Here is a 13,808-nt window from a genome sequence, read left to right on the forward strand (position 1 = left end):
AACAAATGCCTTTAATTGTATACTAACACTGCAACACTAACCAATTAACAATTTTGAGTAAAGAACTGGAACATAGTTTTGTGACCCAGCTGGAAGAGAATCAAAACATTGTGCATAAAATCTGCCGGTTATACACCAATGATGCAGACTCACACAATGATTTGTTTCAGGAAATCACGATCCAGTTATGGAAAGCGTTTCCAAAATTCAGAGGAGATTCAAAATTTAGTACCTGGATGTATCGTGTGGGTTTAAATACAGCCATCACACTTTATCGAAAATCCAAAAGAAGCGTCAATACCGGCGCACAGGATTTTGATACTGTGAGCTTTAAAATCACAGCCGACGAATATGACGATACTGTAGAAGTACAACTCAGACTGATGTATGACGCTGTAAAACAGCTCAACGATATTGATAAAGCACTCGTTTTTTTATATCTCGAGGATAAAAATTATAAAGAAATTTCAGAAACACTTGGTATCACTGAAGTGAATGCCCGGGTAAAAATGAATAGAATAAAAGAAAAGTTAAGAACAATACTCAATCCGTAAGGCTATGGATCAACTGGAATTATTAAAACAAAACTGGAAACTGCGGGATCAAGAGCATCCCAGGCTTTCCTATGACCAGATTTACAATATGTTGTTCAAAAGGTCAACTTCTATAGTCAAATGGATTTTTATCATCAGTTTGCTGGAGTTGTTTTTTTGGATAGGGCTGTATTTTGTATCACCTAAATCATCGTTTGAAATTATCGAAAAACTAGGGATGAACACGGTCATGTTAATTTTTAATATCGTTCATTACATCGTTGTCATTGTATTTATATATTGTTTTTATAAAAATTACATCTCTATAAAAGTCACTGAAAACACAAAATCATTAATGCAAAACATTCTCAGAACCCGGAAAACTGTGCGGTATTTTGTAATCTATAATGTGAGTGCCTTTATACTCACGCTGGGCATAATCAACTATTATTATTATACCAAAAGTGATCTTTTGCTGGAAGTGTTTTCAGATGTATATGGAATGGATTCGTTCCCGCCTGACTTTCTAACTTACTTTTTTACAGCACAAATCATTGTTGGTATCGTGCTTATTTTATTACTAGTGCTGTTTTACAGACTGGTTTATGGAATATTGTTAAGAAAACTCTACAAAAACTACCGCGAACTAAAGAAAATTGAGCTTTAAAATTTAGTTTTTCATTTTACTTAAAACATCGCATTTCCTTAAGGTAGAATCAATGTTTTTAAATACATTTGTTTTCGCTATAAGCAGAAGAAATTCTGCATTTTTTACATTAAATAATTTGTTGCAATGAAAAACACAGCGTTATCTCACATACATGAGGCCTTGGGTGCCAAAATGGTTCCCTTTGCCGGTTACAAGATGCCCGTTCAGTATGAAGGCGTCAACATAGAACATGAAACCGTTAGAAACAACCTGGGTATTTTTGACGTTTCACATATGGGTGAATTTCTCATTTCCGGGAAAAATGCACTTGCCCTCATTCAAAAAGTTTGTTCCAATGACGCTTCAAAGCTCATTGATGGTAAAGCACAATACAGTTACTTTCCCAATGAAACAGGTGGTATTGTAGATGATTTGATAGTCTATCGGTTGAATGAAGAAAAATATTTACTGGTAGTCAACGCTTCTAATATTGAAAAAGACTGGAATTGGATCAATAAACACAACACCATGGGTGCAGACCTTCGCAACCTGTCTGATGACTATGCATTATTGGCAATTCAAGGGTCCAAGGCAGTTGAAGCAATGCAATCACTTACATCAGTTGATTTAAACAGCATTCCTTTTTACAATTTTAAAGTGGCTGATTTTGCAGGAATAGAACACACAATTATATCTGCAACAGGATATACCGGAAGTGGTGGTTTTGAAATTTATTGTAAAAACAGTGAAGTAGAACAAGTTTGGAATAAAGTAATGGAAGCCGGTGCCAAATTTGGTATCAAACCGGTAGGATTGGCAGCCAGAGACACCCTCAGGCTTGAAATGGGATACTGCTTGTATGGAAATGACATTACCGAAGAAACCTCTCCGCTGGAAGCCGGTTTAGGATGGGTAACCAAATTTACTAAAGATTTTATCAATTCAGAAGCCTTAAAAAAACAAAAAGAAGAGGGCCTATCACAAAAACTGGTCGCTTTTGAAATCAACGAAAGAGGAATACCTCGTCAAGGCTATGACATCATTGACAATCAAGGAGTCAAGATTGGATTTGTAACCAGCGGAACAATGTCTCCTTCACTCAATAAAGGCATTGGACTGGGTTATGTTCCAATCAACTACAGTGAACCCGGAAGTGAAATTGCTATTCAAATAAGAAAAAATGCTATACCCGCTACAGTTGTCAAACTCCCATTCTATAAAAAATAAATGGGAAAAAGAATTCTAATACTTGGAGCCAGCGGTTTTATTGGAAATGCTTTGTACAGCGAACTCCAATCCTATTTTGATGTGTATGGCACCTACTATTCAAATTTTTCAGACTTTAGCAAAAATCAGGTTTTTTATCATTTTGATGTAGAAAAAGACGATGTTGAAGCACTTTTAAATACGATCAAACCCTCTGTTATTATTTCTTGTCTAGGAGGCCAATTTGATCGTTTATTGGACGTACACAAACAACTGAGTTCTTATGCAATGGTCACTCCAAATTGCCGATTATTTTTTATATCAACAGTAAAAGTTTTTGACGGAATAAAAAGTTATCCGGCCTTGGAAACAGACAAAGCCTTTGCCATTTCAAACCAGGGGAAATATGCGCTGGCTGTTGAAAAATTATTGAAAGAACTTCCGGCACAACGTTATGCTATTATTCGCTTACCACTCGTTTTAGGTGTCAATGCCCCTGTTGTTACAAATTTAAAGTATGCCATAGCATCACAAGATGTTTTTGAAATATATCCTGACCTGGTAATTAATGTTACGACAGACACCCGTTTGTCACAACAGATTCATTATTTGGTCAATCAGTCAAAATATGGTATTTTTCATGTTGGATCATCTGATTTGATTCACCATAGTGATTTATTTGAGGAAATATCAGAAAAACTCGGTTCCAATAAACCAATATTTAAACAGGTTTATGAATCCAATACAGACCGCTTTGAGGCTGTGCTTCCCAAAAAAAGTTTCAGTCTTAAAGAGCACAAGTACAATGTACTTGATATCGTTAATGAGGTCACCCTCAATCAAAGTATTCCAACATTAAAAACCACATTATTATGAGCAAACTATCAGAAAACCAAATCAAGGAACAATTAAAACACATTGAAGACTGGGAGTATAGTGACAACGCTATTCACACCACCATTGAATTTTCAGATTTCAAAGATTGCTTTACGGTGATGACCCGCATTGCCTTTGAAGCCGAAAATCTAAACCACCACCCAGACTGGAGTAACGTTTACAACAAATTAAGTATTTCGTTAAGTTCACACGAAGCAGGTGGTCTCACTGAAAAAGATTTTCAATTGGCACAAATTATTGATGGCATCGTTAGCTGATTTTTTTTGAAGATTTAGTATTTTTGAATTCCGAATTTTAGAAGAGATTACACACTATGGGAAGAGCATTTGAGTTTAGAAAAGCGAGAAAGATGAAGCGTTGGTCTGCAATGTCAAAAGCCTTTACGCGCATCGGTAAAGACATTGTAATGGCTGTTAAAGAAGGCGGTCCCGACCCCGATAGCAATTCGCGCTTACGAGCTGTAATTCAAAATGCAAAGTCTGTCAATATGCCCAAAGACAATATTGAACGCGCCATAAAACGCGCCTCCGATAAAAGCTTGGGCGATTTCAAAGAAGTGCTTTTTGAAGGTTATGCGCCTCATGGCATTGCTATTTTGGTAGAAACTGCAACCGATAATAATACACGCACAGTTGCCAATATCCGTTCTTATTTTAATAAATGTGATGGAAGTTTGGGGACCAGTGGCTCGGTATCGTTTATGTTTGATCACACCTGTAATTTTAGAATTCAAAAAACAGCCCTCGATTTAGAAGAGCTCGAACTTGAATTGATCGATTTTGGTGTGGAAGAAGTATTTGAAGATGAAGACGGCGTCTTAATCTACGCGCCTTTTGAAAGTTTTGGGGCTATTCAGAAATACTTGGAAGAAAACAACCTTGAGATACTATCGTCCGGATTTGAGAGAATTCCACAGGTGACCAAAAAACTCACTGAAGAACAAGCTGCTGATGTTGAAAAATTGCTTGAAAAAATTGAAGAAGATGATGACGTTCAAAATGTGTACCACACGATGGATGAAAATTAATTATCCAATGACATAAACTTAGAGTTTTCACTTTTATATTCGGGAACAACTTCCTTAAGTAGTTTTACCACTTCAACTTCACTGCCCCTTAAGGCAGATTTTACAATTTTTTCATATCGCCCTGTAAGGTTTTTAAAGTTTTGAGGTGTTTCTTTAGCAACCATAATTTTTTTGTGATGGGTGGGCAAATTTAAAGAAGTATCAGCCAATAATTCTTCAAACAGCTTTTCGCCCGGTCTTAAACCGGTGACTTTAACATGGATATCTTCTCCGGGAATCAAGCCTGATAATCTTATCATACGTTCTGCCAGATCCATGATGCGAATAGGTTCTCCCATATCAAAAACAAATATTTCTCCTCCTTTGCCCATAGTTCCAGCCTGTAATACCAATTGACAGGCTTCAGGAATCGTCATAAAATATCTGATGATATCCGGGTGGGTAACTGTAACCGGGCCCCCTTTGGCAATTTGACGTTTAAAATGTGGAATTACAGAGCCATTGGAGCCCAATACATTTCCAAAACGGGTGGTGATAAATTTAGTGGAAACTTTTTCTTCTTCCTGAATGGATTGCACATAAATTTCAGCTGCACGTTTTGAAGCACCCATAACATTGGATGGGTTCACAGCCTTGTCTGTAGAAACCATCACAAACCGTTCAACATTTTCAGATAAAGACAGCTTGACTAAATTCATGGTTCCAAGAATATTGACATAAATCGCCTCATGCGGATTTCTTTCAATAATTGGCACGTGTTTATAAGCTGCAGCGTGGTATACTATATTAAAATCATAGCGCTCAAATATCAAAGCAAGCCGATACATATTGGTAATGTTGGCCAATTCAGTGATGATTTTTGTATCGGGAAATTCATCTTGAAGCAGTAACTCCAATTCATGTAACTGGGTTTCTGCCTGATCCAGGACAACAACCAACTTGGGTTGATATTTTATTAACTGCCGCACTATTTCACTTCCTATTGAACCCGCCCCACCGGTAACCAATACCGATTTTCCTTCAATTGATTCTCGAATATGATCATCGTCAAGATGTATCACTTCCCTGTTTAATAAATCTTCAATTTCAATGGCACGAATTTGACTGTTTATCTCTTTCTGGGTTTCAAGCTTTTCTACTTTTGGAACATTATAAATCTGAATGTTTGCTTTCAAACACTCATCCACCAGCTGGTTTTTATCCTTTATTGACAAAGTGTCCTCAATTATCAAAATACCATTGATATTATAATTTCGCAACTCTTCTGAAAGGCTTTTATTATAGTTTATAACCTGTTTATCAAGGATTCTAATGTTTTTGTATTTCTTTTTATGAGCGAGAAATCCAACCAATTCAAAAGGCTGGACTGAATCTGTATTCAAGGCCTCCGCAATAGAAATTGCCTGATCATCAGTTCCATAAATTAAAATTCTTTTTTTATAAGCACCATTTCTTTTTTGACCTTTCATAATACGATACACATGTTTTACAAATAATCTGAAAAGCAATAAAAAAGAAAATGAAAAGAACGCATAAAAAATTAAACCCGGCATCAAATAGAGCTTCTTGCCGGTTACATAATAATGGCCGTAATTAATGATTGAAACTATTATTAAAGTTGAAACGGAGGCCAGTAACAACTTTGTTATGTCAGTAAACGTAGAATGTCGTATCAACCCTGAATACGTCTTGAAGACAAAAAAGAATAAAAAATTAATCACTAACAACAACCCATATTGATAGGGTAAACTAATTGTTTGATAAAATTTAATATTTAGATTTAGTAAAATTAAATGTGTCATTGCGAGCGAACTCATCAAAATGATGATGTCTATCAAAATGACAATCCAACGGGGTAAGTAACGGAGGTTGGTTATTCCCAATTTGTTATCACCTCTGAAAATAGCGCGTTGCAACTTATTTTTTATTCCCTGTATCATAATACTTGAACTAATGAAACGATCACGCAATTAGTAAATTGCATTCAATTGTGGGGAGAGTTAAAGCTTTTAAAATATTGAGTCAATCGCAATTTTAATTCTTTCAAGGTCTGTTGTTGTGAGATTGGACCCCGAGGGTAAACACAAACCTAAATTAAAAAGTCCTTCAGAAACCTGATCTCCATAATATGGGGCGTATTTAAACACCGGTTGAAGATGCATAGGTTTCCACAAAGGGCGTGATTCAATATGTTCTTTTTCTAAAGCCAGACGCAAGGTTTCACGGCAAATTGTTTTGGTTTGATTTGGTGTGATTTGCACACAACTTAACCAATGATTTGAAAAAAAGCGTTCATTTGGCTCACTAAATATACATACCTCATTATAATTATCAAATATCTTCTTATAAAATTTATGATTTTCTCTCCTTTTGGCAACATGAGTATCCAGCACTTCCATTTGCCCTCGTCCAATTCCTGCAGCAACATTACTCATTCTATAATTGTAACCAATTTCACTATGCTGATAATGAGGAGCAGCATCACGGGCCTGTGTTGCAAGAAAAACAGCTTTTTCTTTTTGTGCTTTTGTATGGGTTATCAATGCTCCACCTCCTGAAGTCGTGATTATTTTGTTGCCGTTGAATGAAAGTATTGATAAATCCCCAAAGGTTCCACATTTCTGAGAGTCATAGGAGCTTCCCAAGGCTTCTGCACTATCTTCAATGATGGGAATATCATAACGATTTGCAATTTCCCTTACTTCATCTACTTTGTAAGGCATTCCATAAAGGTGTACCGCAACAATCGCTTTTGGCTTTTTACCTTTTTGTAATCTGTCTTTTATGGCGCGTTCTAAATGTTCTGGAGATAGATTCCAGGTTTCCGGTTCACTATCTATAAAAATGGGTGTGGCACCTTGATAAACTATTGGATTGGCAGATGCTGAAAACGTCATACTTTGACAAAGTACCTCATCGCCTCTCTCAACTCCACTTAAAATCAATGCTAGATGCAAAGCGGCAGTCCCGGAACTTAAAGCTGCCACTTCCAGGTTTCTGTTTTCTTTGTTTAAGTAATCTTGTATAGCGTCTTCAAAACCGGTTACATTGGGCCCCAAAGGGGCAATCCAATTGGTATCAAAAGCTTCGTGAACATAATTGAGTTCACTTCCTCCCATATGTGGTGAAGACAAATAAATTTTAGGTTGTTTCATTTAAAATTGGGTCTCAAGCTTTTTATTTTGAAACAAAATTACAAAACAATCTCTTTTATAAGTTCAAAAAGGGAAGAATGTACCAAAATAAAACATTCTGCAATACTGTTTGGGTTTCTCAAGAAGGATTAATTAAGTATATGCAGGAACCTTCCCTACCACACCAACATAAAAGGATTGCAGTTGTTCTAAGTCTTTCTCAAAGTCACCGGTAGGATAGAATGGTTTATTGATTTTTACTGTTTTTGATCCATAATCAAAAGCAACGCCCACTATAGGAACATTGGCTTCCAGTGCAATGTAGTAAAACCCTGACTTCCAGTATGCAACTTTTTTTCGGGTGCCTTCAGGAGCCAACGCCAGTCTGAATTCATCCCTTTCTTTAAATAACCGGGCCACTTGCTGCACAGTATTTTGATTGGCAGACCGATCAATCGGTGCGCCACCCATCCATTTAAAATACCATCCAAACGGAAACGAAAACAATTCTTTTTTAGCAATAAAATTAATGGATACTCCTAATAACTTCCTTACCATAGCACCAATATAAAAGTCGTGCCAGCTAGTGTGTGGCACAACAATGATGACATATTTTTTAAGGTTGCCAGGCAAATCGCCTTCAATCTTCCAGCCCATCAACTTCTTAAAAATAATACCGGTGAGCCAACGCATCATAGGTTATAACTTAAGGTAAATCGACTTTAATTTTTGAGGTGTAATCGTTTCTTTCCAATTGGCACCCAAAGCATTTTCCCATAATGGCCCTAAACTTAAAGCCACCTCAATCATTTTATCTATTTGTTGGTCCGAAAGGTTTTTACAGACACCTTCAGGAATTTCAATCTGATGCTTTTGAACCATTTCTTTGAATAATGCTACGCCTTCAGGATAAAACTCTTCCAGCTTGTCAAATACAATACAGTTGCCAATTCCATGTTTAGTCCCCAAAACATAAGAGAGCCCATAACTCATTGCATGTGCTACTCCCACTTGTGAGTAGGCAATGCTCATACCGCCATGCCAGCTGGCCATCATAAGCTTGGCTCTGGACTCTGAATCACTCAGGGTATCGCTTAAAAAGAGTTCCTTGCATAATTCCAGTGCCTTTTCGCCATAGCTTTGACTAAACGCATTTAAAAAAGTGCCATGCAGTGATTCAATACAGTGTATATAGCAATCCATTCCGGTATAAAACCATTGATTTTTGGGAACGCCCCGTGTTAACTCAGGATCGAGAATTACCTGATCAAATGGGGTGTAATCACTGTTAATCCCTAATTTACGCTCGGGGCCACATAACACACAGGTGCGTGAAACTTCAGCTCCAGTGCCCGATATTGTAGGGATTCCTACGTGATAAACCGCTTTGTTTTCTACCAAATCCCACCCCTGATAATCTGCAGCACTTCCGGGATTGGTCAACAAAATAGATACCGCTTTTGCCAAATCCATTACACTACCCCCTCCTATTCCAATAATTCCGGAAGGCATTCCATCATATTGTTTTTTTAAACGACTCACCAATGCATCTACCTGACTGGTTTTGGGTTCTTCTTCGGTGGAAATAAAGATGATTTCATCTGAACCTTCTGTTTTAATACGGTTTAGAAAAGGAGCATTATTTTCAAAAACTGCATCTATTAAATAGATAAACGGGGCATTTTCAGTACGCTGCTCTGCTAAAATATCATGGAGTTGCACAAAGCTTCCGGCACCAAAAACAATTTTAGGAACCATCGGGAAATTACGAAATTCACGATTGACACCCTGTTTGGATTTTTTTATCAACAAATTGGCGCGTTTTAAATCTTCAGGAGTATCTATTTCTACACTTCTTGAATTGGATACCGACATTTTTATATTCTTTCCGTTTTCAAGAAAACGAAGGCACTCTATTTTTTCCGTAGCTTCCAATTCACTCATTGGCAATCGATAAAAATCGAGTATGGCTTGCTTTCTAAAAGCATAGATTCCTTTATGTTTATAAAAAGTAACCGTTGATTTTTTGTCTCTTGGATAGGGAATGGGCGACCTTGAAAAGTAGAGTGCAAAATTTTCCTGATCAACCACCACTTTTACGGTATTGGGGTCGTTGATTTCTTTCCAGTCTGAAATTTCACTCATCAATGAGGCTAAATCAATTTTTTCGGCATCTTCCCCTTCAAATACTTTCAACACCTTCTCAAGTCCTTCCCTGTTTGTAAAGGGTTCATCACCCTGAACGTTTACCACAATATCTATATCCAGCGGTTCTACTGCTTCTGCAATGCGGTCGGTACCACAGTCATGTTCCCTTATACTGCGAATTACTTTACCGCCATTGGAGGCAATTTCATCATAAATGATATCACTATCAGTCACTACATACACCTCCTCAAACAGACCTGTTTTTACCGTGGCTTGATAAGTTGTTAAAATCACACTTTGTCCCCCTAAATCCTGCATCAATTTTCCCGGAAAACGAGTAGCACCATAACGTGCCGGAATCATTGCAATTACTTTCAATTGTGTCTTCAAAAATGATTATTTAAAAGATTAAAACTCAAAATTAAGATATTCTTTCGGATTGTCCTATCTAAATTAAATCAACTCGTTCTGAATGCCTAATTTCTGTATACTTTAAATAGGGTTAAAACAAATAAAAGCTTGGTTTAATTGGAACTATGTTGACTTTAAAACCGATTTTAACGTGTTCTTAATAGTAAGTATTTTTTTTAAATAGTATCTTGAATTTATAAATACTAAAACCAATAATGATGATTATGAAAAGACTCACAGGCACAATTTTAATACTCCTTTTTACTGTTTTTACAGGGTTTTCACAAAACAACACCTTAGAAACAATCAAGCTTCCGGAGAAGATCACTCAATATGTAAACCTCCATTTTCCCGATCATACAATTGTGGAAACCGAACGTGAAATTGAAGGGTTTCAACGCATATTTGAAGTAGAACTCAATGATGGAACCGAACTCGATTTTTCTAAAACCGGTGAACCATTAAAAATTGAAACTGAAAATACCATTCCAATAAGTGCAATTCCGGCACCTATTTTAGCCTATGTGAATGCAAACTTTCCTCAACAATCCATTCAGGAATGGGAGCTCAAGAAAAAGAAACAAAAAGTAGAGTTGACAAACAACACAGAACTTACTTTTGACCTTGACGGTAATTTTTTAAAACAAGACTAATTCACCTGAAATCAAAATTTGTATTGCTTAAATTGATTAAGGGATACACCCTTAAAGCAGTTTGATCTTTCATTTTTACCAACTGTTAACAATTTTCATTTTTTATCGATATAAATAATTGTATTTTTATCCCTTAAAATTTGAACGTATCAATGGGAAAAATCATTGCGATAGCCAACCAAAAAGGGGGCGTTGGAAAAACAACAACCTCTGTTAATTTAGCCGCCTCGCTGGGGGTGCTGGAAAAAAAAGTACTTTTAATCGATGCCGATCCTCAGGCCAATGCCACTTCCGGATTAGGGATTGATGTGGAAGCTGTTGAGGTTGGCTCCTATCAACTGTTGGAACACAGCGTTCAGGCAAAAGCAGCGATCATCAAAACTGATTCTCCCAACCTTGATTTAATCCCGGCGCACATTGATTTGGTAGCCATTGAAATAGAGCTTGTTGACCAGGAAAACAGGGAGTCAATGCTCAAAGAAGCCGTCAAAGACATCAAAGACGACTACGACTATATTTTAATTGACTGCGCCCCTTCTTTGGGGTTGCTCACGCTCAATGCACTGACTGCTGCAGATTCTGTTTTGATACCCATCCAATGCGAATACTTTGCCCTGGAAGGACTCGGTAAATTGCTCAACACCATCAAAAGTGTTCAAAAAATACACAACCCTGAGCTCGACATTGAAGGGCTTTTATTAACGATGTATGATTCTCGTCTCAGACTGTCCAATCAAGTGGTGGATGAAGTGAAAAAACACTTCAGTGAAATGGTATTTAAAACAATCATCCAGCGAAATGTACGCTTAAGTGAAGCTCCCAGTTATGGTGAAAGCATCATTACCTACGATGCCGGAAGTAAGGGTGCCAATAATTACCTGAGTCTGGCTGAAGAACTCATCACTAAAAACAAATAACAATGGCCAAAGCAACTAAAAAACAAGCTCTTGGCAGAGGTCTTTCTGCTTTATTGAAAGACCCTGATAACGATATTCAATCTGCTAACGATAAGGGTGCCGACAAAGTAGTGGGAACCATCGTTGAACTCGATATAGAAAGCATCGACGTAAACCCTTATCAACCCCGCACCAGTTTCAATGAAGACACCCTTCAGGAGTTGGCTTCTTCCATCAAAGAACTCGGTGTGATACAACCCATTACGGTTAGAAAAATTGATTTTAACAAATTTCAACTGGTTTCCGGTGAACGCCGTTTTCGTGCCTCTAAACTTGTGGGACTCAAAACCATTCCGGCTTATATCAGGATTGCCAACGATCAGGAATCACTTGAAATGGCTTTGGTTGAAAACATTCAGCGCCAGGACCTCGACCCCATCGAAATTGCACTTTCTTACAGAAGGCTCATTGAAGAAATCCAACTCACTCAGGAAGAAATGAGCAATCGTGTGGGTAAAAATCGATCCACCATTGCCAACTACCTTCGTTTATTGAAACTCGACCCCATTATTCAAACCGGAATGCGCGATAGTTTTATCAGTATGGGTCATGGAAGGGCCCTGATCACCCTTGAAGATACTAACGACCAACTGGATGTTTATGAAAAAATCATTTCAGATAAACTGTCTGTAAGAGATACAGAAGCACTGGTCAGAAAAATGCAGCAGCCTGAAACCACAAAATCAACTTCTCTTAAGGAAGTTCCTTCGTTTGCACGAAAAGCAGGCAGGGAACTCTCCGATTTCTTCGAAGTAAAAACTGAAGTAAAAGCCAATGCCAATGGTAAAGGGAAGCTGATCATTCCGTTTAAAAACAAAGCCGAACTGGAACGGATTACTAAACTGATACAGGGTGAAAAGTAAACAACTTTTAGGATGGTTACCGCTGCTGTTCATGGTGCAGGTCTTTGCACAACAAAAGGACACGCTTACTGTGGTTGCCAATGATGCCAGCCTATCAGTAAATCAAATCACCAAAGAACCTTATGACCCTCTCGCCCCTTCACGGGCGGCGTTTTATTCTGCTGTCATTCCCGGTCTCGGACAAGTTTACAACGAAAAATACTGGAAGATTCCTGTCATTTATGCAGGAATTGGCGCAAGCATTTATTTTTACACCACCAACAGAGAAGATTATACGCGCTATCGCGATGCTTATAAACGAAGACTTGCCGGTTATACCGATGATGAGTTTCAAGGAATTGCAAATGAAACCCTGATACGTGCCCAGCGCACTTCCAAAAGAAATATGGATGTAAGCCTGGCAGTTGCTGTGGGCTTTTATTTATTGAATATTGTAGATGCCAATGTGGACGCCCACTTAAAACAGTACAGTATTTCAGATGATTTATCACTGAACCCGGAAGTGGATTACAACCCCTTTCAGGAATCGACTAATTATGGAATGCGTCTTACCTATAAATTGAACTAAATTATGAAAATAGCACTTTTAGGTTATGGGAAGATGGGTAAAACCATCGAAAAATTGGCTGTTGAAAAAGGACATCAAATTGTTGCTGTTATCACTGGTAAAGAACAATTGAGTAAGCTCTCCAATGCCGATGTTGCCATCGATTTTAGTGTCCCGGAGGCAGCAGTCGTCAATATAGAACGTTGTTTTGAACAACAAATACCGGTAGTAAGTGGAACCACCGGTTGGCTCAAAGATTTTGATAAGGTGTTAAAAAGCTGCCAAAACCGTAACGGAAGCTTTATTTATGCATCTAATTTCAGTGTGGGTGTCAATTTATTTTTTGAATTAAACCAAAAATTGGCACAACTCATGGCCAAACACAATGAATACAAGGTGTCTCTGGAAGAAATTCATCATACTCAAAAATTGGATGCCCCCAGTGGAACAGCCATTTCATTGGCTAATGATATTATTGCACAAAGCAACTATACAAACTGGAAACTCAATGGGGCTGCGCAAGGTGAAATTCCTATTAATGCTCTACGGCTTGAAGATGTAAAAGGAACGCATACGATCACCTACCAATCAAGCATCGACACCATAAGTATAAAGCATGAAGCCCATAGCCGGGAGGGGTTTGCTTTGGGGGCGCTGCTCGCTGCAGAATGGCTTCAAAACAAAAAAGGGGTTTTTACAATGAAAGATGTACTCGGAATTCAATCCTGATTTGGGTTTTAAAAAGACAAAAAAAATTGAAAATACAGTTAACAATACTTAAAAA

The 13,808-nt window shown here is 37.7% G+C and carries 15 protein-coding genes; 11 read left to right on the forward strand and 4 right to left on the reverse strand.

Annotated features, from left to right (window positions below; genetic code table 11):
- The first annotated feature begins 53 nt into the window (after window positions 1–53).
- From IEV69_RS12565 to IEV69_RS12590, 6 genes are all read left to right on the forward strand, one after another.
- Window positions 54–554: an RNA polymerase sigma factor gene (locus IEV69_RS12565; protein ID WP_188442992.1), complete on the forward strand. Its 501-nt coding sequence runs from the start codon at window positions 54–56 to the stop codon at window positions 552–554.
- Between the two features lie 4 nt (window positions 555–558).
- Window positions 559–1,200: a DUF8845 family protein gene (locus tag IEV69_RS12570; RefSeq protein WP_188442994.1), complete on the forward strand. Its 642-nt coding sequence runs from the start codon at window positions 559–561 to the stop codon at window positions 1,198–1,200.
- Between the two features lie 126 nt (window positions 1,201–1,326).
- Window positions 1,327–2,409, forward strand: a complete 1,083-nt coding sequence (gene gcvT / locus IEV69_RS12575; protein ID WP_188442996.1) for a glycine cleavage system aminomethyltransferase GcvT — start codon at window positions 1,327–1,329, stop codon at window positions 2,407–2,409.
- The gene (locus tag IEV69_RS12580; RefSeq protein WP_188442997.1) at window positions 2,410–3,264 is read left to right on the forward strand and encodes a sugar nucleotide-binding protein; all 855 of its coding nucleotides are present in this window, start codon (window positions 2,410–2,412) and stop codon (window positions 3,262–3,264) included.
- A complete protein-coding gene (locus IEV69_RS12585) occupies window positions 3,261–3,542 on the forward strand; it encodes a 4a-hydroxytetrahydrobiopterin dehydratase (protein WP_188443000.1) in 282 nt (93 codons plus the stop codon). Before IEV69_RS12580 ends, IEV69_RS12585 begins: the two co-directional genes overlap by 4 nt.
- Window positions 3,543–3,598: 56 nt before the next feature.
- Window positions 3,599–4,312 (forward strand): YebC/PmpR family DNA-binding transcriptional regulator, encoded by a 714-nt coding sequence (locus tag IEV69_RS12590; RefSeq protein ID WP_188443002.1) that lies wholly within the window; start codon window positions 3,599–3,601, stop codon window positions 4,310–4,312.
- Here the strand turns inward: IEV69_RS12590 and IEV69_RS12595 are convergent.
- The 4 genes from IEV69_RS12595 to kdsB form a co-directional block, all read right to left on the reverse strand.
- Window positions 4,309–6,252, reverse strand: a complete 1,944-nt coding sequence (locus tag IEV69_RS12595; protein ID WP_188443004.1) for a polysaccharide biosynthesis protein — start codon at window positions 6,250–6,252, stop codon at window positions 4,309–4,311. The two genes, IEV69_RS12590 and IEV69_RS12595, sit on opposite strands and share 4 nt — an antisense overlap.
- Window positions 6,253–6,321: 69 nt before the next feature.
- Window positions 6,322–7,467 (reverse strand): DegT/DnrJ/EryC1/StrS family aminotransferase, encoded by a 1,146-nt coding sequence (locus tag IEV69_RS12600; RefSeq protein WP_188443006.1) that lies wholly within the window; start codon window positions 7,465–7,467, stop codon window positions 6,322–6,324.
- Between the two features lie 132 nt (window positions 7,468–7,599).
- On the reverse strand, window positions 7,600–8,142 hold the full coding sequence (locus tag IEV69_RS12605; protein ID WP_188443008.1) for a lysophospholipid acyltransferase family protein: 543 nt from the start codon (window positions 8,140–8,142) through the stop codon (window positions 7,600–7,602).
- 3 nt (window positions 8,143–8,145) lie between these two features.
- The gene (kdsB, locus tag IEV69_RS13970) at window positions 8,146–9,957 is read right to left on the reverse strand and encodes a 3-deoxy-manno-octulosonate cytidylyltransferase (RefSeq protein ID WP_188443081.1); all 1,812 of its coding nucleotides are present in this window, start codon (window positions 9,955–9,957) and stop codon (window positions 8,146–8,148) included.
- Between the two features lie 272 nt (window positions 9,958–10,229).
- On the opposite strand from kdsB, the gene IEV69_RS12615 reads away from it, so the two are divergent.
- The 5 genes from IEV69_RS12615 (at window position 10,230) to dapB (ending at window position 13,753) form a co-directional block, all read left to right on the forward strand.
- Entirely contained in the window at window positions 10,230–10,658 is a 429-nt protein-coding gene (locus tag IEV69_RS12615; RefSeq protein WP_188443010.1) for a PepSY-like domain-containing protein, read from the forward strand.
- A gap of 152 nt (window positions 10,659–10,810) precedes the next feature.
- A complete protein-coding gene (locus IEV69_RS12620) occupies window positions 10,811–11,575 on the forward strand; it encodes a ParA family protein (protein WP_188443012.1) in 765 nt (254 codons plus the stop codon).
- A gap of 2 nt (window positions 11,576–11,577) precedes the next feature.
- The gene (locus IEV69_RS12625) at window positions 11,578–12,477 is read left to right on the forward strand and encodes a ParB/RepB/Spo0J family partition protein (RefSeq protein WP_188443014.1); all 900 of its coding nucleotides are present in this window, start codon (window positions 11,578–11,580) and stop codon (window positions 12,475–12,477) included.
- Window positions 12,467–13,045, forward strand: a complete 579-nt coding sequence (locus IEV69_RS12630; RefSeq protein ID WP_229741443.1) for a DUF5683 domain-containing protein — start codon at window positions 12,467–12,469, stop codon at window positions 13,043–13,045. The genes IEV69_RS12625 and IEV69_RS12630 overlap by 11 nt, the downstream gene beginning before the upstream one ends.
- A gap of 3 nt (window positions 13,046–13,048) precedes the next feature.
- Window positions 13,049–13,753 carry a 4-hydroxy-tetrahydrodipicolinate reductase gene (gene dapB / locus IEV69_RS12635; protein WP_188443016.1) on the forward strand — a complete coding sequence of 235 codons (705 nt, stop codon included), beginning with the start codon at window positions 13,049–13,051 and terminating at the stop codon, window positions 13,751–13,753.
- Window positions 13,754–13,808 lie beyond the last annotated feature (55 nt).

This window comes from Planktosalinus lacus (assembly GCF_014640155.1).
GTDB classification, from domain to species: Bacteria; Bacteroidota; Bacteroidia; order Flavobacteriales; family Flavobacteriaceae; genus Planktosalinus; species Planktosalinus lacus.

Excerpts from the sequence above, each read along its gene's own strand:
- gcvT (WP_188442996.1), top strand. The coding sequence starts at position 1,327 with ATGAAAAACACAGCGTTATCTCACATACATGAGGCCTTGGGTGCCAAA.
- dapB (WP_188443016.1), top strand. The coding sequence starts at position 13,049 with ATGAAAATAGCACTTTTAGGTTATGGGAAGATGGGTAAAACCATCGAA.
- IEV69_RS12620 (WP_188443012.1), top strand. The coding sequence starts at position 10,811 with ATGGGAAAAATCATTGCGATAGCCAACCAAAAAGGGGGCGTTGGAAAA.
- IEV69_RS12595 (WP_188443004.1), bottom strand. The coding sequence starts at position 6,252 with ATGATACAGGGAATAAAAAATAAGTTGCAACGCGCTATTTTCAGAGGT.
- IEV69_RS12570 (WP_188442994.1), top strand. The coding sequence starts at position 559 with ATGGATCAACTGGAATTATTAAAACAAAACTGGAAACTGCGGGATCAA.
- IEV69_RS12615 (WP_188443010.1), top strand. The coding sequence starts at position 10,230 with ATGAAAAGACTCACAGGCACAATTTTAATACTCCTTTTTACTGTTTTT.
- IEV69_RS12585 (WP_188443000.1), top strand. The coding sequence starts at position 3,261 with ATGAGCAAACTATCAGAAAACCAAATCAAGGAACAATTAAAACACATT.
- IEV69_RS12590 (WP_188443002.1), top strand. The coding sequence starts at position 3,599 with ATGGGAAGAGCATTTGAGTTTAGAAAAGCGAGAAAGATGAAGCGTTGG.
- IEV69_RS12580 (WP_188442997.1), top strand. The coding sequence starts at position 2,410 with ATGGGAAAAAGAATTCTAATACTTGGAGCCAGCGGTTTTATTGGAAAT.
- IEV69_RS12625 (WP_188443014.1), top strand. The coding sequence starts at position 11,578 with ATGGCCAAAGCAACTAAAAAACAAGCTCTTGGCAGAGGTCTTTCTGCT.
- IEV69_RS12605 (WP_188443008.1), bottom strand. The coding sequence starts at position 8,142 with ATGATGCGTTGGCTCACCGGTATTATTTTTAAGAAGTTGATGGGCTGG.
- kdsB (WP_188443081.1), bottom strand. The coding sequence starts at position 9,957 with ATGATTCCGGCACGTTATGGTGCTACTCGTTTTCCGGGAAAATTGATG.
- IEV69_RS12600 (WP_188443006.1), bottom strand. The coding sequence starts at position 7,467 with ATGAAACAACCTAAAATTTATTTGTCTTCACCACATATGGGAGGAAGT.